The following is a 17,858-nucleotide window of genomic DNA, read 5'->3' on the forward strand; positions in this document are numbered from 1 at the left end:
GACAGGGGTGGGGAACATGCGGTACACGCGGGGTGCGGTCTGGGCGGGAGTGGTCGTCGCGGCGCTGGCCGGGACGGCCGGATGCGGTGCGGAGACGACGAAGAAGGCCGCCGAGGCGGTCAGCCACGCCGACACGATCATGGCGGCGCTGGGGCGGGCCACGGACCGGACGGAGTCCCAGGGCTCCGCCGAGGTCAAGATGACCACCCAGGCGAACGGCGCCGCGCCCATCGCCATGGAGGGCACCTACTCCTGGGGCGACGGCTACGCGTACGACGTCCGCATGGACACCAAGGCCGCGAAGATGGAGACGCTGACGCGCGACCCGTCGATCCGCGCGCTCTTCGTGGACGGCGCCTACTACTACGACATCGACCCGCAGCCGTCCGGCCCGCTCAAGGGCAAGGAGTGGATGAAGGTCGACGGGTCGGCCGTCTTCGGCGCGGCGGGCGCCGAGGCGATGCGCGGAAACTCGGGCGCCGGCAGCCCTGCGGCGAGCATGCGGGGGCTGAAGTACGCGAACAACGTCGACGACCTCGGCAAGGAGACCGTCGGCGGGAAGACCACGACCCACTACCGGGCCGTGATCGACAAGAGCCACATGGGCAAGTACAAGGACGCCCTGACGGCCGGGGACGACACGCTCTTCGGCTCGGCGACCGGCACCGTCGACGCGGTCACCATGGACGTCTGGGTCGGCCCCGGGGACCTGCCGGTCCGCTTCAAGGAGGTCCTCGGCACCATGACGGTGACCATGGACTTCGAGAAGTTCAGCACCACCGCCGACGTGAAGGCCCCGCCCGCCGCGCAGACCGGTGATGTCACCGAACTCCTGAAGAAGGCCGCCGCGCAGCAGCAGTAGACCCCGGCGCAACGGTGCCCCGCCCCTCGTGCGAGGAGCGGGGCACCGGTGACCGAAGGCCTCAGTGGTTGCGCGGGAAGCCCAGGTCGACGCCCGTCGGGGCCTCCGACGGGTCCGGCCAGCGGGTGGTGACGACCTTGCCGCGGGTGTAGAAGTGCGTGCCGTCGTTGCCGTAGATGTGGTGGTCCCCGAACAGGGAGTCCTTCCAGCCGCCGAAGGAGTGGTAGCCCACCGGCACCGGGATCGGCACGTTCACGCCGACCATGCCCGCCTCGATCTCCAGCTGGAAGCGGCGGGCGGCGCCGCCGTCCCGGGTGAAGATCGCGGTGCCGTTGCCGAAGGGGGAGGCGTTGATCAGCGCCACGCCCTCCTCGTAGGTGTCCACGCGCAGCACGCACAGCACCGGGCCGAAGATCTCGTCCTTGTACGCGTCCGCCGTCACCGGCACGCGGTCCAGGAGCGAGAGACCGATCCAGTGGCCGTCCTCGTGGCCCTCGACCGTGTAGCCCGTGCCGTCGAGGACGACTTCGCAGCCCTGGTCGGCGGCACCCTTCACGTACGAGGCCACCTTGTCCCGGTGGGCGGCCGTGATGAGCGGGCCCATCTCGGAGGCCGGGTCGTTGCCGGGACCGATCTTGATCTTCTCGGCACGCTCACGGATCTTGGCCACGAGTTCGTCGCCGACGGAACCGACCGCCACGACGGCGGAGATCGCCATGCAGCGCTCGCCGGCCGAGCCGTACGCGGCCGAGACGGCGGCGTCGGCGGCGGCGTCCAGGTCGGCGTCCGGCAGGACCAGCATGTGGTTCTTCGCGCCGCCCAGGGCCTGGACCCGCTTGTGGTTCGCGGCGGCGGTGGTGTGGATGTAGCGGGCGATCGGGGTCGAGCCCACGAAGGACACGGCGGCGACGTCCGGGTGCTCCAGGAGCCGGTCGACGGCCACCTTGTCGCCGTGCACGACGTTGAAGACACCGTCGGGCAGACCGGCCTCGGCCAGCAGCTCGGCCAGCTTCATGGCCGCCGAGGGGTCCTTCTCCGAGGGCTTGAGGACGAAGGTGTTGCCGCACGCGATGGCGATCGGGAACATCCACATCGGGACCATGGCCGGGAAGTTGAACGGCGTGATGCCCGCGACGACACCCAGCGGCTGGCGGATCGAGGACACGTCGACCCGGGAGGCCACCTCGGTCGACAGCTCACCCTTGAGCTGCGTCGTGATCCCGCAGGCCAGCTCGACGATCTCCAGGCCGCGCGCGACCTCGCCGAGCGCGTCCGAGTGCACCTTGCCGTGCTCGGCGGTGATCAGTTCGGCGATGGCGTCGCGGTTGGCGTCGAGCAGCGCGCGGAACTTGAACAGGATCGTGGTCCGCTTGGCCAGCGAGGACAGACCCCAGGTGGCGTACGCGTCCTTCGCGGCGGCGACGGCGGCGTCGACCTCCTCGACGCTCGCGAACGCGACCTTCGTGGTCACGGCGCCGGTCGCCGGGTCGGTGACCGGCCCGTACGTACCCGACGCACCCTCGACGGACTTGCCACCGATCCAGTGGTCGACGGTCTTCGTCATGGCCATGTACTCCTTCACAGATGGCGTCGTCGGGCGGCGACGTGCCGTACGTACTCCTCACGGGCCTTCACCGCCGACGCTCGGGTCGCGGTCTCGGCCACAGGTACATCCCACCAGGCCTGGGCCGGGGGCGCGCCCGACACTGTGTCTGCCGTTTCGGTCTCCACGTAGACACAAGTGGGAGTGTCCGCCTCGCGCGCCTCGGCCAGGGCCGCCCGCAGGTCACGCACGGTCCGCGCGCGCAGGACCCGCATACCCAGACTGGCCGCGTTGGCCGCGAGATCCACCGGCAGCGGCACTCCCGTGTACGTACGGTCGGCGGCCAGACGGCGGTACGCCGTGCCCAGACGCTCGCCGCCCACGGACTCCGAGAGCCCGCCGATCGACGCGTATCCGTGGTTCTGCAGGATGACCACCTTGATCGCGACGCCCTCCTGGACGGCGGTGACGATCTCGGTCGGCATCATCAGATACGTGCCGTCGCCGACCAGCGCCCACACGGGCCGGTCCGGGGCCGCCATCCGCACGCCGATCGCCGCCGGGATCTCGTAGCCCATGCACGAATAGCCGTACTCGACGTGGTACTGGTCCCGCGACCGGGCCCGCCACAGTTTGTGCAGGTCGCCGGGGAGCGAGCCGGCCGCGTTGATCAGGATGTCCTCGTCGGTGACCAGCTCGTCGAGGACGCCGAGGACCTGCGGCTGGGTGGGCCGGACGTCGACGTCCTCCGCCTCGTAGGCCGCGTCGACGCGGTACTCCCAGCGCTCCTTGTCGTCCGTGTACTCGGTCACGTACGCGGGCTCCGCGCGGTGGCGCAGCGGCAGCAGCGCCTCGGTGAGCGCCTCCAGACCGGTGCGGGCGTCCGCGATCAGCGGCGAGCCCGCGAGCTTGTGCCCGTCGTACGCGGCGATGTTCAGGTTGAGGAAACGGACGTCCGGGGCGGCGAACAGCGTGCCCGAGGCGGTGGTGAAGTCGGTGTAGCGGGTGCCGACCCCGATCACCAGGTCGGCGGTGCGGGCCAGCTCGTCGGCTGTCGCCGTGCCCGTGTGCCCGATGCCGCCGACGTCCTGCGGGTGGTCCCAGCGCAGCGAGCCCTTGCCCGCCTGGGTGGAGGCGACCGGGATGCGGGTGGCCGAGGCGAGGTGGGCGAGCGCCTCCTCGGCGCGGCTGTGGTGGACGCCGCCGCCCGCGACGATCAGCGGACGCCGGGCCCCGCGGACCGCCTCGACGGCGCGGGCCAGCTCGCCGGCGTCGGGTGCCGGGCGCCGTACGGCCCAGGTCCGCTCGGCGAAGAACTCCTCGGGCCAGTCGTACGCCTCCGCCTGCACGTCCTGGGGCAGCGCGAGCGTGACGGCGCCGGTGTCGACGGGGTCGGTGAGCACACGCATCGCCTGGAGCGCCGCCGGCATCAGGGCCTCGGGGCGGGTGATCCGGTCGAAGTACTTCGACACCGGGCGCAGACAGTCGTTGACCGACACGTCCCCGGCGAAGGGGACCTCCAGCTGCTGGAGCACCGGATCGGCGGGGCGGGCCGCGAAGACGTCACCGGGCAGGAGCAGCACCGGCAGATGGTTGACGGTGGCGAGCGCGGCGCCGGTGACGAGGTTGGTGGCGCCGGGCCCGATGGAGGTGGTCACGGCGTGCGCGGAGAGCCGGCCGCACTGGCGGGCGTAGCCGACGGCCGCGTGCACCATGGCCTGTTCGTTGCGGCCCTGGTGGAACGGCATCACGGGGGGCGCGGGGGATGCCGAGGACGCCGGGGATGTGGAGGGCGCGGGAGGTGTCCGCCCGCCGGGCACCGTCGCGTACTCGACGAGCGCCTGGCCGATCCCGGCGACGTTCCCGTGCCCGAAGATGCCCCACACGGCACCGATCAGCCGGCGGCGCTCGCCGTCCCGTTCGGTGTACTGCGCGGCCAGGAACCGCACCAGCGCCTGCGCGACCGTCAGCCTCGCCGTCGAGGTCATCGGTATCCCCCTGTGCTCTTCGCGTGTTCCGGGTGGAAGCGGATCCGCCACTCCCGGTCCGCGCCCGGCCCCGCCATGACGTTCAGGTAGTACATGGTGTGACCGGGCTGGGCGATGGACGGGCCGTGCCATCCGTCGGGGACGAGGACGGCGTCGCCGGTGCGAACCTCGGCGAGGACGTCCGAACCGCCCTCCCGGGAGGGGAACACGCGCTGATAGCCGAAACCGTTCGGTCCGTCGATCTCGAAGTAGTAGATCTCCTCCAGCAGGGACTCGACACCGGGCAGGTGTTCGTCGTGCTTGTGCGGCGGATACGAGGACCAGTTGCCGCCGGGGGTGATCACCTCCACGGCGATGAGCCGGTCGCAGTCGAAGACGTCCGCGGCGGCGAAGTTGCGCACCTGGCGCGCGCAGTCGCCGCTGCCGCGGTCTTCGACGGGAACCTCCGGCGCGGGGCCGTAGCGGGCGGGGAGTCGGCGCTCGCACTTCGCTCCTGCCAGGGCGAAGCGGCCTCCCGCGCCGGAGGCGATCTGGGCCCGGGCCTCACGGGGAACGTACGCGAAGTCGGAGACTCCGTCGAACACGCTCTCCCTGCCCAGGAGTTGGAACTCCTGCTCGTCCATGCCGTCCTTGGTGCGCACCGTGCAGCCGCCGGCCAGCGGGAGCACGATCCACTCGCTGTCCCCGGTGGTGAAGGTGTGGGTGCCGCCGGGGGACAGTTCCACGATCCGCAGGCTGCTGTGGGTCCAGCCGGCCCGTTCGGGGGCGATGTCGAGGGTGTAGTGGGCGTCGGCGGTGGTGCCCGCGGGCACGTACAGCTCGTTGCTCGGACGACTCATGCGGCCCTCACAGAAGTCCTACGGCGGTGTCCACGGCCGCGGCGACATCGCCGTCCGCGGGATACAGCAGCGAACGGCCCACCACCAGGCCCTGCACGGTGGGTAGTTGGAGCGCCCCGCGCCATTTCTCGTACGCACCCTCCTGGTCCTCGCCGACATCGCCGCCGAGCAGGACGGCGGGCAGCGTGGAGGTCCCCATGACCCGGGCCATGTCGTCGGGGTTCTCGGTGACGGGGACCTTCAGCCAGGTGTACGCCGAACTGCCGCCCAGGCCGCCGGCGATGGCGAGGGACTTGGTGACGGCCTCGGCGCTCAGATCATTGCGCAGGGTGCCGTCGTCCCGGCGACGGCAGAGGAACGGTTCGACGAAGACGGGAAGTTGCCGTTCGGCCATGTCGTCGATCACGCGGGCGGTGGACTCCAGCGTGCGCAGCGAGCCGGGGTCGTCGTAGTCGATGCGCAGCAGCAGTTTGCCGCCGTCGAGACCGAACCGTTCGATGTCCCTGGGGCGGTGGCCGGTGAACCGGTCGTCCAGTTCGAACGCGGAACCCGCGAGTCCGCCCCGGTTCATCGAGCCGATGGCCACCTTGCCGTCGAGCACGCCGAGGAGCATCAGGTCGTCCAGTATGTCGGCGGTGGCGAGCACCCCGTCGACGCCGGGGCGGGAGAGCGCGACGCACAGGCGCTGCAGCAGGTCGGCACGCCCCGCCATGGCCAGTTTCCGGTCGCCGACGGCCAGCATGCCGCGGGCCGGATGGTCGGCGGCGACGATCATCAGCCGCCCGGAACCCTCGACCAGGGGCCGTCGCACCCGCCGGGCGGCGGCCTCCGCGACCGCCTCGGGCCGGCGGGCCCGGGTCCGGGCGAGGGCGGAGACGTCGACGCGCACGGGCGCGGGCCCGCCGCCGCCCTGTTCGGGACGGGCTCCCCCGACGTGGCCCGCCCTCACCGCACCGCTCCGGCGGCGAGGGCCTGTTCGATCTCGTGCGCGGTGGGCATCGCGGAGGAGCACTCCAGCCGGGAGGCGACGATGGCGCCCGCCGCGTTCGCGTGGCGCACGGTCTTCTCCAGGTCCCAGCCGGCGAGCAGCCCGTGGCAGAGGGAGCCGCCGAACGCGTCGCCCGCGCCGAGGCCGTTGAGGACCTCGACCGGCAGGGGCGGGACCTCGGCCGTGGTGCCGTCGCGATGGACGGCGAGGACGCCCTTGGGCCCCTGCTTCACCACGGCGAGGTCGACACCGGCCGCGAGGAGGGCCGCCGCGGCGGCGTGCGGTTCGCGCTCCCCCGTGGCGACCTCGACCTCGTCGACGTTGCCGACGGCGACGGTGGCGTGGCGCAGGGCCTCCGCGTAGAAGGGCCGGGCGGAGGCGGGGTCGGTCCAGAACATGGGGCGCCAGTCGAGGTCGAAGACGGTCGTACCGGAGCGGGCCCGGTGGGCCAGGGCGGTGAGGGTGGCCGTGCGGCTGGGCTCGGCGCTCAGTCCCGTGCCCGTCATCCAGAAGACCTGGGCCTCGCGCACGGCGTCGAGGTCGAGTTCGTGCGCGCCGATCTCCAGGTCGGGGGCCTTGGGCTGCCGGTAGAAGTACAGGGGGAAGTCGTCCGGCGGGAAGATCTCGCAGAAGGTGACCGGAGTCGGCAGTCCGGGGACCGCGGTGACCCAGCGGTCGTCGACGCCGAAGTCGCGCAGCGCCTCGTGCAGATAGGTTCCGAAGGGGTCGGCACCCGTTCGGGTGACGACGGCGGTACGCCGTCCGAGCCGCGCGGCCGCCACCGCGACGTTGGTCGCCGAGCCGCCGAGGAACTTGCCGAAGGAGGTCACCCGGGACAGCGGGACCCCCGTCTGCAGCGGGTAGAGGTCCACACCGATCCGCCCCATGGAGATCAGCTCGTACGCCATCGCGTTCCCTTCCGCGCGGTCCCTGCGGCTGCCCCCAGGTCTAGCCTCGCGAGGGGACCCTGTCAACGTTTTGTCCAGACATTCGGACCATGGCTTGACACCTCCCGGGACCCGCCGGAAGCTGGCGCCCATGACGTCGTTGCCGCCGCAGTCATCGCCGCAGTCATCCCCCGGGCCCTCACCGAAGTCGTCACCGCGGTCGTCACCTCCGCCCTCACTCTCGCGCATCCGGGTCGGTTCGGCTCCCGACTCCTGGGGCGTCTGGTTCCCCGACGACCCCCGGCAGGTCCCCTGGCGGCGCTTCCTCGACGAGGTCTCCGCCTCGGGGTACGAGTGGATCGAGCTCGGCCCGCACGGCTATCTGCCCACCGATCCGGACGTCCTGCGCGAGGAGACCGCCCGGCGCGGGCTCAGCGTCTCGGCGGGCACGGTCTTCACCGGGCTGCACCGGGGTCCCGACGTGTGGGAGTCCACCTGGGCGCACGTCTCGGACATCGCGGCGCTCGCCCAGGCGATGGGCGCCGGGCATCTCGTGGTCATCCCGGCCTTCTGGCGCGACGACAAGACCGGCGCGGTGCTGGAGGACAGCGAGCTGACACCGGCCCAGTGGCGGGACCTGGCCACCCAGACCGAGCGGCTCGCCCACGAGGTGCGCGAGCGCTACGGGTTGAGGGTCGTCGTCCATCCGCACGCCGACACGCACATCGACAGCGAGGAGAACGTCACCCGTTTCCTCGACGCGACCGACTCCTCGCTGGTGTCGCTCTGCCTGGACACGGGCCACTACGCCTACTGCGGCGGCGACAGCGTCAAGCTGATCGAGACGTACGGCGAACGCATCGGCTACCTCCACCTCAAGCAGGTGGACCCGGAGGTGCTGGCCGGGGTGCGGGCCGAGGACCTGCCGTTCGGGCCCGCCGTCGCCCGCGGCGTGATGTGCGAACCGCCCTCCGGCGTACCGGCGCTGGAGCCCGTCCTCGCCGCCGCGCAGGACCTCGGCGTCGAGCTCTTCGCGATCGTCGAGCAGGACATGTACCCGTGCCCGCCGGACAAGCCGCTGCCGATCGCCCGGCGCACCCGGGCGTTCCTGCGGTCCTGCGGCGCCTGACCCCCGCCTCCCCGAGCGCCCACTGCCGGCCATGCGTCACCCGTGTCACAAAAGACTCCCTTGTGTCACACATGTCGCGTTTACGCGGGTCTTGCGTCACACCCGGTCGACAGTCGCGGCCCACCCCTCACGCTGCGTCGTTCATCGGGCACACGCTGTGTGATCACCAGCGCAGCGCCCGGCTCCCCCGACGGCCGTCCCAGGCCGCCGCCGCGGCGCGCGCGGGGAGGTGCCGTTTCATGACCGACCGCCGGCTCTGGTCGTACAAGGAGATCGCCGCGCACATCAAGGTTCAGCCGGACACCGTCCGGTCCTATCGCAAGCACGGGCTGCTGCCGCCGCCCGACCACGTCGAGGCCGGAAAGCCCTACTGGTACGCCGACACCGTCCGCGCCTGGGTCGCCTCCCGGCCGGATCACCCTCTGCGGCCCGACGCCCTCACGCCCACGGCTCGATGACCGTCACACCCCGGCCCGGAGCGGAGCCCATGGCGGCCAGGGCGGCCGGCGCGGCGTCCAGCGCGATGGTGGAGGTGACGAGGAGGTCCGGGCGGAGCACTCCGGCGCGGACCATTTCCAGGAGGGGCGGGTAGGCGTGGGCCGCCATCCCGTGGCTGCCGAGGAGTTCCAGTTCGAGGGCGATCACCCGGGCCATCGGGACCGGGGTGAGACCGGTCGGCGAGGGCAGCAGACCGACCTGCACGTGCCGGCCGCGGCGGCGCAGTCCCTCCACCGAGGCCGCGCAGGTGCCCGGCGATCCGAGGGCGTCCAGCGACACGTGCGCCCCGCCGCCGGTCAGTTCACGGACCGCCCGCGCCGGGTCGGCCACTTCGGAGGCGTCCACGCACTCCGCCGCCCCGAACGCCCGCGCAAGATCGAGCGCCGCGGAGGAGACGTCGACGGCCACGACCCGTGCGCCGGCCGCCGCAGCGATCATCACCGCCGACAGGCCCACGCCACCGCAGCCGTGCACCGCGACCCACTCCCCCGGTGCCGCCCTGCCCTGCGCGACCACCGCCCGGAACGCCGTGGCGAACCGGCAGCCCAGCGAGGCCGCCGTCGCGAACGACAGCTCCTCCGGCAGCGGGATCAGGTTCACCTCCGCGTGGTCGAGCGCCACGTACTGGGCGAAGGAGCCCCAGTGCGTGAACCCCGGCTGGGTCTGCCGCTCGCACACCTGCTGGTCGCCCGCCGCGCAGGCGGGACAGCTTCCGCAGGCGCAGACGAACGGGACGGTGACCCGGTCGCCGGGGCGGTGGCCGCTCACCCCGGCGCCCACCGCCTCGATCACCCCGGCCAGTTCGTGCCCCGGCACGTGCGGCAGCGTGATGTCCGGGTCATGGCCCATCCAGCCGTGCCAGTCGCTCCGGCACAGTCCCGTGGCCTCGACCCGCACGACCACCCCGTGTTCCGCGGGTGCCGGGTCCGCCACCTCCCGGACCCCGGCCGTCTCCCCGTACCGCTCGAACACCACTGCCCGCATCCGCTCCCGCCCTCCACTCGGAGATCAGCTCTCGCGGAGACGCTAGGCCCTGGAGCCTGCTCTAGCGGTGCGCATCGGCCTTGTCCCGGACCGGCTCCGCGTCCGCTTCCGGCGCCCCGTCCGCTGCCGGCTCGGCCTCGGGCGCCTTGCCCGGGGACGACTCGGCGTCCGAAGAGGGCTCGGCCGCCGGGGCCGGCTCGGTGTCCGGGGCCGGCTCGGTGTCCGGGGCCGGTGCGGGAGGCTCCGACTCGCTGAGGCCGAACCGGTCGTGGAAGCGGCGCAGGGGTCCCGGGGCCCACCAGGTGGCCCTGCCCGTCAGACGCATGACCGCCGGGACCAGCAGGCTGCGGACGACCATCGCGTCCATCAGGACGGCCAGCGCGACACCCAGTCCGAGCATCTTCGTGTTGGCCACCCGGGAGGTGCCGATGGCGACCATCACCACCGCGAGGATGACCGCGGCCGCGGTGATCAGCCCTCCGGTGCGCTGGAGTCCGAAGCGGACCGCCTCCCGGTGGTCGCCGGTGTGGTCGTACTCCTCCTTGATGCGGGAGAGGAGGAAGACGCCGTAGTCCATGGAGAGACCGAAGGCGACGCAGAACATCAGGACCGGCAGGGTCGTCTCGATGGAACCGGAGCTGGTGAAGTCCAGGACGCCGGAGAGATGGCCGTCCTGGAAGACCCAGACCACCGCGCCGAACATCGCGGTCAGACTGAGCGCGTTGAGCAGGACCGCCTGGACCGGGATCAGCACGCTGCCCGTCAGCAGGAACACCAGGAACAGCGTGACGATCGCGATGAAGCCTGCCGCCCACGGGAGCCGGTCGGCTATCGCGTGCTTGGAGTCCACCAGGACGGCCGCCGTGCCCGTGACGGAGGTCTTGAACGGAGCCTCGGCCGACCGGAGTTCGCCCACCAGGCGCTGGGCCCCCTCGTCCACGGCCTCACCCTTCGGCAGCACCGAGAAGTAGGCCGCGTCGCCCTTCACCAGCGGGCCGTCCACGCGCAGCACCTCGGGCAGGGCGGCGATCCGCTCGCGGTACCGGGCGTACTCCGTCTTCGTGGCGCTTCCCTCGGCCAGGACCTCCAGGGCGCTGCCCGGGCTGCCGGGGAAGCCGTCGCGGATGTGCTGCTGGACGACGTGCGACTCCGCGCCCGAGGGGAGCTGCCGGTCGTCGGCCGTACCGAACTTCACGCCCAGGAAGGGCAGTCCGAGGACGATGAGGCCGGCCGTGGTGGCCACCGCGAAGAGCGGCGCCCTGCGCATGACGAGCGAGGCCGTGCGCCCCCACAGGGCCCCGCCCTCGGCCGGGTCCGGCCTGCCGCGCCGGAACAGACGCCGCAGATCGAGGGAGTTCACCCGGTCGCCGAGGAGCATCAGCGCCGCGGGGAGCAGGATCAGGGCGGCGGCCGCGGCGAGCAGCACGACGGCGATGCCCGCGTAGGCGAAGGAGCGCAGGAAGTACTGCGGGAAGACGAGCATCGCGGCCAGGGACACGGCGACCGTGAGGGAGGAGAAGAGGACGGTCCGGCCCGCGGTGCGCAGGGTGACGCCGATCGCGGCGCGCGGCGGTGCGCCGCCGGCCAGTTCCTCGCGGAACCTGCGGACGATGAACAGGGCGTAGTCGATGGCGAGGCCGAGACCGAGGGCGGTCGTCAGGTTCATCGCGAAGACCGAGACGTCCGTGACCTCGGTGAGCCCGCGCAGCACGGCGTTGGTGCCGAGGATCGCGATGATCCCGACCCCGAGCGGGAGCAGGGCCGCGACGGCGCTCCCGAAGACCATGACCAGCAGCAGGAGGGTCACCGGGAGGGCGATCATCTCGGCCCGGGTGAGGTCCTCCTTGATGGTCGTCTGCATCTCGTGCCGCACGGCGACCGGTCCGCCGACCTCGACCTCGACGGGCCCGCTCGCTCCTCGGTAGGAGGGTGCGATGCGGTCCAGGGTGCGGGCCGCGGCCGTCTCGTCGCCGGTGAGCCGGGCGGCGATCAGCGCTTCGTGACCGTCGCGGGCCTTCAGCGCGGGTGAAGGGGACTGCCAGTACGAACCGACTCCGGTGACGCCGTCCTCGGCGGCCAGACGTGCCGCGATCCGCCGGCCCTCCGCGGCGACCGCGGGGTCGTCGACCGAGGCCTTGCCGGCGTCGAGGAGGAGCAGGAGGTTGGGCTGCGAGGCGGGGAACTCCCGCTCCAGGGCCTTGGTCGCGTACGTGGACTGCGCGGTGGGGTCCTCCCAGCCGCCGCTGCCCAGCCGGTCCGCGACCCCGCTGCCGGCGACCACGGCGAGCGCGGTCAGCAGGAGGGCGACGAGCAGGGAGAGCCGTGGACGCGCGGTCACGAACCGGGTCCAGCCGCCGAGGCGCGCACCCTCGTCCGTACCTCCGCCCGAGCCCGTACCCCCGCGCTCGGCCCCCTGCTCTCCCCGGCTTCCGCCCGGTCCCCTCGCGGGCCCGTCGTCCGCGCCGTCGACTTCGGACATGATGCGGTGTCCCCTCACCGTGACCCGATGACCCGCATCCGTGCAGGCATCATGGATCGCCTATTGCCTTAGACTGGCAAACACGAGACGTCGCTCGCGTTTTTCAAGAATGCGAGTGACCGCTCGCGTTTGTCAATCGTGTCCCGAGAAGCTGGGGATGAGCCGTGCCCGAGAAGCAGCAGACCGAGGAGTCCCCCGAGCGACAGCAGCGGGCCGAGGAGAAGCCGCGCCGCCGCCAGGCCCGCGGCGAGCGCCGCGTCGCCCAGCTCCTCGAGGCCGCCGCCTCGGTGTTCTGCCGGTCCGGCTACACCGCCGCGAGCACCAACGCCATCGCCCGCGAGGCCGGCGTCTCGCCCGGCACGCTCTACCAGTTCTTCCCGAACAAGGAAGCCATCGCCGTCGGCCTCAGCGACCAGCTCCTCGACCACTGGGCCCACTCGCACGGACAGGCGCTCGCCCAGGAGAACCTCGATCTCCCGCTGGACCGGATGCTCGACGCGGTCCTCGACCCGCTGATCGCGTTCAACGTCGAGAACCCGGCCTTCGCCGTCCTCATGCACGGCGCCGACACGCCGGGAGTGATCGTCGAGGAGATCGGCACCCTGCACGGCACCCTCCTCGCCCGCGTCGAGGAGATGATCGCGGCCCGCCTGCCGGACCTGCCCGCCGACGAGCGCACCCGCGCGGCGAACATGACGGTCCATCTGTTCAAGGCCGGCCTCACGCTCGTCATGTCCCACGAAGGCGCCGAACGGGACGGCTACGTCGCGGAACTGAAGACGGTCATGCACCGCTATCTGGAACCGCTGCTCGCGAGCGGGTCGCCCGTCGGAGGCTGAGCCGCGCCGGACCGGGCAAGGCAGGGCGGACGGAGCGGGCGGGGCGGCATCAGCGCTCCGGCCCGCGACAGCGGGGACATGTGCCCTAAGGTTCGGACAAATCGACCCGTGATCCGCACCATGCACCCGTCCCCGCACCCCGCACCCTCACGGCACTTCCATCCCACCCCGAGGCGGCCGGCGCCCCCTTCGACACCCCCTCACCTCCCCCACCACGCACCTTTGAGAAATACCCCCTAGGGGTATAGTGTGGTGAGCATCGAGGGGAACCCTGGGTTCCCAGGGGTCCCTCCCGTACACGTACGTCCCAGAACGCCTCGATGAGGAGTAACGCCATGACCGCCCAGACCGACACCCCGGGTTCCGTCACCACCGTGTACAAGGTGAGCGGCATGAGCTGTGGACACTGCGAAGGCTCCGTCGGGGGCGAGATCTCCGCGATCCCCGGCGTGAGCTCCGTGAAGGCCGTCGCCTCCACCGGCGAGGTCACCGTCGTCTCCGCGGCGGCGCTCGACGAGGAGGCCGTCCGCGCCGCCGTCGACGAGGCGGGCTTCGAGCTCGTCGGCCTGGCCTGAGCAAGCCCCCCCCCGCAGCTCTCCCTCTCCGTACCGGGCCGTGCCGACCGGCTGATACCGGCTCCGCGCGGCCCGGCCCCTTCCTGGAGCCGCACCATGACCACCGCAGCACCCGAGACGCCGATAGGCACGACCTCGGAGATCGAACTCTCCATCGGCGGGATGACCTGCGCCTCCTGCGCGGCCCGCGTCGAGAAGAAGCTCAACCGCATGGACGGCGTCAGCGCCACGGTCAACTTCGCGACGGAGAAGGCCAAGGTCTCCTACCCCGAGGGGGTACAGGTCGCCGACCTGATCGCCACCGTGGTGAAGACGGGCTACACCGCCGAGGAGCCCCCTCCGCCCGCGCCGCCCGAGCAGGAGGCGCCCGCGGCCGACGACGATCCCGAGACGGCCGCCCTGCGCGAACGGCTGACCGTCTCCGCGGTGCTCGCCCTGCCCGTCGTCCTCATGTCGATGATCCCGGCCCTCCAGTTCGACAACTGGCAGTGGCTCTCCCTGACGCTCGCCGCGCCCGTCGTGGTCTGGGGCGGTCTGCCCTTCCACCGGGCCGCCGCGACGAACGCGCGGCACGGCGCGGCCACCATGGACACCCTGGTATCGGTCGGCACCCTCGCCGCGTTCGGCTGGTCCCTGTGGGCGCTGTTCTTCGGCGACGCGGGGATGCCGGGCATGCGGCACGGCTTCGAGTTCACCGTCTCCCGTACGGACGGCACCTCCACGCTCTATCTGGAGGTCGCCGCGGGTGTCGTCACGTTCATCCTGCTCGGCCGCTTCCTGGAGGCCCGCTCCAAGCGGCGCGCGGGAGCGGCGCTGCGGGCACTGCTGGAGCTCGGCGCCAAGGACGTCAGCGTCCTGCGGGACGGCCGTGAGGTCCGCCTCCCCGTGGCGCAGCTGGCCGTCGGCGACCGATTCGTCGTACGGCCCGGCGAGAAGATCGCCACCGACGGGACCGTCGCCGAGGGCACGTCGGCCGTGGACGCGTCCATGCTGACCGGCGAGTCGGTACCGGTGGACGTGGGCGTCGGGGACGCCGTCACCGGCGCGACCGTCAACGCCGGGGGCCGGCTCGTCGTCGAGGCCACCCGGATCGGCGCGGACACGCAACTCGCGCGGATGGCCCGGCTCGTCGAGGACGCGCAGAACGGCAAGGCCGAGGTGCAGCGTCTGGCCGACCGGATCTCCGGGGTCTTCGTGCCCGTGGTCCTGCTCATCGCGCTCGGCACCTTCGGGGTCTGGATCGCGGCCACCGGGGACACGGTCGCGGCCTTCACCGCCGCCGTCGCGGTGCTGATCATCGCCTGCCCGTGCGCGCTGGGCCTGGCCACCCCGACCGCCCTGATGGTCGGCACCGGCCGCGGCGCCCAGCTCGGCATCCTGATCAAGGGGCCCGAGGTCCTGGAGTCGACCCGCCGCGTCGACACCGTCCTCCTGGACAAGACCGGCACGGTGACGACGGGCCGCATGAGCCTGCACGAGGTCCACGTCGCCCCGGGACGGGCCGAGGAAGACGTCCTGCGGCTCGCGGGAGCCCTGGAACACGCCTCCGAGCATCCGGTTGCCCGAGCGATCGCGGAAGGCGCTCAGGAGCGCGTCGGTGACCTTCCGGCGCCCGAGCACTTCGAGAACGTGCCGGGGCGGGGCGTGCGCGGGCGGGTCGACGGCGTCGAGGTGGCCGTCGGCCGCTTCCCCGGCGCGCTACCGGAAACGCTTGCGGACGCGAAGAGCGGGGCCGAGGCCGCGGGCCGTACGGCCGTGGTGGTCACCCTGGACGGCGCGGCGGCGGGCGTCCTGGCCGTCGCCGACACCGTCAAGGAGTCCAGCGCCGAGGCCGTACGCGAACTGCGCGGCCTCGGGCTCACGCCGATGCTGCTGACCGGGGACAACCGGGCGGTCGCCGAGGCCGTGGCGCGGGAGGTCGGCATCGGCCCGGCCGACGTGATCGCCGAGGTGCTGCCCGAGGACAAGGTCGCCGTGGTCGCGCGGCTCCAGGGCGAGGGACGGGCCGTCGCGATGGTCGGCGACGGGGTGAACGACGCGGCGGCACTCGCCACCGCCGATCTTGGCCTCGCGATGGGCACGGGGACGGACGCGGCGATCGAGGCGAGCGACCTGACGCTCGTGCGCGGGGATCTACGGGTGGCCGCCGACGCGATCCGGCTGGCGCGCGCCACGCTCTCGACGATCAAGGGAAACCTGGTCTGGGCGTTCGGATACAACGTGGCGGCGCTTCCGCTGGCCGCGGCCGGACTGCTGAATCCCATGATCGCGGGAGCCGCGATGGCCTTTTCGTCCGTTTTCGTGGTCACGAACAGCCTTCGACTGAGAGCATTCGCGTGACGACAGAGCCTGAGTCCCCCTAGAGTCCAACGAGAGCCTCACATAAGCTCTTCACAAGGCTCGCGCATCTTCCTTACGATTGGTCCGCGATTCCCGTATCGGGGCTCTTGCGTATCTTCAGGACATATGCAAGAGATCCAGATCACAGTGATGTGAACGTAACCACCGAAGGGGTTCGTCAGTCTAAGTTGGCGATGTCAGAAGCGTCTTGGGGGGCGCGACTGGCATCTGGGGATGTCTTGGGGGACGTTCCCGGAAATTGCGTCGCCGGGGCACGTACAGCGGGGAGCTTTGAGCGGCCCTCCCGATCCGTACGCGTCCCGGCAGATCGCACCGCACCACCGCAGTACGGCGAGTTCCGCTCGCCCGCCTCACCGTCGGCCCGTGCCGGCACACAGCGATTCAGGCGCTGTCCACAGACGCCCGGCCGGATCCCGTGGGGGGAATCCGCACCGGGACAAGGAAAGCGCCCTGACTGCCGGCCCGTGGGGGGACCGGTAGCAGGGCGCTTTCCGTTTTTCGTGTCGTCACGGATTCACCGGACTCCGCCTACGGAGCCCGGTGGTCGCGTACGAGCCTCAGCGGGCCTCGACCGGGACGAAGTCGCGCTCGACGATGCCCGTGTAGATCTGGCGCGGGCGGCCGATGCGGGAGCCGGGCTCCTTGATCATCTCGTGCCACTGGGCGATCCAGCCCGGCAGGCGGCCGAGGGCGAACAGGACCGTGAACATCTCGGTCGGGAAGCCCATGGCCCGGTAGATGAGGCCGGTGTAGAAGTCGACGTTCGGGTAGAGGTTGCGCGAGACGAAGTAGTCGTCGGAGAGCGCGTGCTCCTCCAGCTTGAGCGCGATGTCCAGCAGCTCGTCGGACTTGCCGAGAGCGGACAGGACGTCGTGCGCGGCAGCCTTGATGATCTTCGCGCGCGGGTCGAAGGACTTGTACACCCGGTGGCCGAAGCCCATCAGGCGGACGCCGTCCTCCTTGTTCTTCACCTTGCGGATGAAGGTGTCGACGTCGCCGCCGTTGGCCTGGATGCCCTCCAGCATCTCCAGGACGGACTGGTTGGCGCCACCGTGCAGCGGGCCCCACAGCGCGGAGATGCCGGCGGAGATCGAGGCGAACATGTTCGCCTGCGAGGAGCCGACCAGACGCACGGTCGAGGTCGAACAGTTCTGCTCGTGGTCGGCGTGCAGGATCAGCAGCTTGTCGAGCGCGGAGACGACCACCGGGTCGAGCTCGTAGTCCTGCGCGGGGACCGAGAAGGTCATGCGCAGGAAGTTCTCGACGTAGCCGAGGTTGTTGCGCGGGTACACGAAGGGGTGACCGACCGACTTCTTGTACGCGTACGCCGCGATCGTCGGCAGCTTGGCGAGCAGCCGGATCGTGGAGAGGTTGCGCTGCTTCTCGTCGAACGGGTTGTGGCTGTCCTGGTAGAAGGTCGACAGCGCCGAGACGACCGACGACAGCATCGCCATCGGGTGGGCGTCGCGCGGGAAGCCACGGTAGAAGTTCTTGACGTCCTCGTGCAGCAGGGTGTGCTGCGTGATTTCGTTCTTGAAGGTGGAGAGCTCGTCGATGTTCGGAAGCTCGCCGTTGATCAGCAGGTAGGCCACCTCAAGGAAGGTGGACCGCTCGGCGAGCTGCTCGATCGGGTAGCCGCGGTAGCGGAGGATCCCCTGCTCACCGTCGAGATAGGTGATCGCGGATTTATACGCGGCGGTGTTGCCGTACCCGCTGTCCAGCGTCACCAGACCGGTCTGGGCCCGGAGCTTGCCGATGTCGAAGCCCTTGTCGCCGACGGTGCTGTCGATCACCGGGTAGGTGTACTCGCCATCGCCGAACCGCAGTACTACAGAGTTGTCGCTCACGTCATCCCTCACCGACGTTGTGCCTCTTCTTCGAGGTGC

The 17,858-nt window shown here is 71.5% G+C and carries 14 protein-coding genes; 6 read left to right on the forward strand and 8 right to left on the reverse strand.

Features of this window, described 5'->3' with window-relative positions; all coding sequences use genetic code 11:
- Positions 1–16 precede the first annotated feature (16 nt).
- Positions 17–862, forward strand: a complete 846-nt coding sequence (locus tag ACFYYF_RS25280) for a hypothetical protein (RefSeq protein WP_388779452.1) — start codon at positions 17–19, stop codon at positions 860–862.
- A 61-nt stretch (positions 863–923) separates the two neighbouring features.
- Here ACFYYF_RS25280 and mmsA read toward each other — a convergent pair whose 3' ends face one another.
- Genes mmsA through iolC form a run of 5 tightly spaced genes read right to left on the reverse strand, consistent with a single transcriptional unit; the run spans position 924 to position 7,128 of the window.
- Entirely contained in the window at positions 924–2,426 is a 1,503-nt protein-coding gene (gene mmsA / locus ACFYYF_RS25285; protein WP_388779455.1) for a CoA-acylating methylmalonate-semialdehyde dehydrogenase, read from the reverse strand.
- Between the two features lie 14 nt (positions 2,427–2,440).
- Positions 2,441–4,393: a 3D-(3,5/4)-trihydroxycyclohexane-1,2-dione acylhydrolase (decyclizing) gene (gene iolD, locus ACFYYF_RS25290; protein WP_388779457.1), complete on the reverse strand. Its 1,953-nt coding sequence runs from the start codon at positions 4,391–4,393 to the stop codon at positions 2,441–2,443.
- Positions 4,390–5,232: a 5-deoxy-glucuronate isomerase gene (gene iolB / locus ACFYYF_RS25295; RefSeq protein WP_388779459.1), complete on the reverse strand. Its 843-nt coding sequence runs from the start codon at positions 5,230–5,232 to the stop codon at positions 4,390–4,392. The genes iolD and iolB overlap by 4 nt, the downstream gene beginning before the upstream one ends.
- Before the next feature lie 7 nt (positions 5,233–5,239).
- Positions 5,240–6,121, reverse strand: coding sequence for a deoxyribose-phosphate aldolase (locus tag ACFYYF_RS25300; RefSeq protein ID WP_388779950.1), 882 nt, complete (start codon positions 6,119–6,121; stop codon positions 5,240–5,242).
- Positions 6,122–6,177: 56 nt separating this feature from the next.
- Entirely contained in the window at positions 6,178–7,128 is a 951-nt protein-coding gene (gene iolC, locus ACFYYF_RS25305; RefSeq protein WP_388779462.1) for a 5-dehydro-2-deoxygluconokinase, read from the reverse strand.
- Between the two features lie 130 nt (positions 7,129–7,258).
- Between iolC and ACFYYF_RS25310 the strand changes: the two genes are divergently transcribed.
- Both ACFYYF_RS25310 and ACFYYF_RS25315 read left to right on the forward strand, forming a co-directional pair.
- On the forward strand, positions 7,259–8,236 hold the full coding sequence (locus ACFYYF_RS25310; RefSeq protein ID WP_388779465.1) for a sugar phosphate isomerase/epimerase family protein: 978 nt from the start codon (positions 7,259–7,261) through the stop codon (positions 8,234–8,236).
- Positions 8,237–8,475: 239 nt separating this feature from the next.
- Complete coding sequence (locus ACFYYF_RS25315; protein WP_388779468.1) at positions 8,476–8,694, forward strand: helix-turn-helix transcriptional regulator; 219 nt, start codon at positions 8,476–8,478, stop codon at positions 8,692–8,694.
- Here the strand turns inward: ACFYYF_RS25315 and ACFYYF_RS25320 are convergent.
- Complete coding sequence (locus ACFYYF_RS25320; protein WP_388779471.1) at positions 8,675–9,718, reverse strand: zinc-dependent alcohol dehydrogenase family protein; 1,044 nt, start codon at positions 9,716–9,718, stop codon at positions 8,675–8,677. The genes ACFYYF_RS25315 and ACFYYF_RS25320 overlap by 20 nt on opposite strands.
- Positions 9,719–9,779: 61 nt before the next feature.
- Entirely contained in the window at positions 9,780–12,197 is a 2,418-nt protein-coding gene (locus tag ACFYYF_RS25325) for an MMPL family transporter (protein ID WP_388779474.1), read from the reverse strand.
- Between the two features lie 164 nt (positions 12,198–12,361).
- Between ACFYYF_RS25325 and ACFYYF_RS25330 the strand changes: the two genes are divergently transcribed.
- The 3 genes from ACFYYF_RS25330 (at position 12,362) to ACFYYF_RS25340 (ending at position 15,951) form a co-directional block, all read left to right on the forward strand.
- On the forward strand, positions 12,362–13,036 hold the full coding sequence (locus ACFYYF_RS25330; protein WP_361683611.1) for a TetR/AcrR family transcriptional regulator: 675 nt from the start codon (positions 12,362–12,364) through the stop codon (positions 13,034–13,036).
- A 335-nt stretch (positions 13,037–13,371) separates the two neighbouring features.
- Positions 13,372–13,611: a heavy-metal-associated domain-containing protein gene (locus ACFYYF_RS25335; protein ID WP_361683609.1), complete on the forward strand. Its 240-nt coding sequence runs from the start codon at positions 13,372–13,374 to the stop codon at positions 13,609–13,611.
- A 96-nt stretch (positions 13,612–13,707) separates the two neighbouring features.
- Positions 13,708–15,951 (forward strand): heavy metal translocating P-type ATPase, encoded by a 2,244-nt coding sequence (locus ACFYYF_RS25340; RefSeq protein WP_388779477.1) that lies wholly within the window; start codon positions 13,708–13,710, stop codon positions 15,949–15,951.
- Positions 15,952–16,529: 578 nt separating this feature from the next.
- On the opposite strand, the gene ACFYYF_RS25345 is transcribed toward ACFYYF_RS25340, so the two are convergent.
- Positions 16,530–17,819, reverse strand: coding sequence for a citrate synthase (locus ACFYYF_RS25345; protein ID WP_361683605.1), 1,290 nt, complete (start codon positions 17,817–17,819; stop codon positions 16,530–16,532).
- Positions 17,820–17,858: the final 39 nt, after the last annotated feature.

It is taken from the genome of Streptomyces sp. NPDC001914 (genome assembly GCF_042891215.1).
Classification (GTDB): Bacteria; Actinomycetota; Actinomycetes; order Streptomycetales; family Streptomycetaceae; genus Streptomyces.

Coding starts and splice junctions, on each gene's coding strand:
- ACFYYF_RS25280 (WP_388779452.1), top strand. CDS start 17: ATGCGGTACACGCGGGGTGCGGTCTGGGCGGGAGTGGTCGTCGCGGCG.
- mmsA (WP_388779455.1), bottom strand. CDS start 2,426: ATGACGAAGACCGTCGACCACTGGATCGGTGGCAAGTCCGTCGAGGGT.
- iolD (WP_388779457.1), bottom strand. CDS start 4,393: ATGACCTCGACGGCGAGGCTGACGGTCGCGCAGGCGCTGGTGCGGTTC.
- iolB (WP_388779459.1), bottom strand. CDS start 5,232: ATGAGTCGTCCGAGCAACGAGCTGTACGTGCCCGCGGGCACCACCGCC.
- iolC (WP_388779462.1), bottom strand. CDS start 7,128: ATGGCGTACGAGCTGATCTCCATGGGGCGGATCGGTGTGGACCTCTAC.
- ACFYYF_RS25310 (WP_388779465.1), top strand. CDS start 7,259: ATGACGTCGTTGCCGCCGCAGTCATCGCCGCAGTCATCCCCCGGGCCC.
- ACFYYF_RS25315 (WP_388779468.1), top strand. CDS start 8,476: ATGACCGACCGCCGGCTCTGGTCGTACAAGGAGATCGCCGCGCACATC.
- ACFYYF_RS25320 (WP_388779471.1), bottom strand. CDS start 9,718: ATGCGGGCAGTGGTGTTCGAGCGGTACGGGGAGACGGCCGGGGTCCGG.
- ACFYYF_RS25325 (WP_388779474.1), bottom strand. CDS start 12,197: ATGTCCGAAGTCGACGGCGCGGACGACGGGCCCGCGAGGGGACCGGGC.
- ACFYYF_RS25335 (WP_361683609.1), top strand. CDS start 13,372: ATGACCGCCCAGACCGACACCCCGGGTTCCGTCACCACCGTGTACAAG.
- ACFYYF_RS25340 (WP_388779477.1), top strand. CDS start 13,708: ATGACCACCGCAGCACCCGAGACGCCGATAGGCACGACCTCGGAGATC.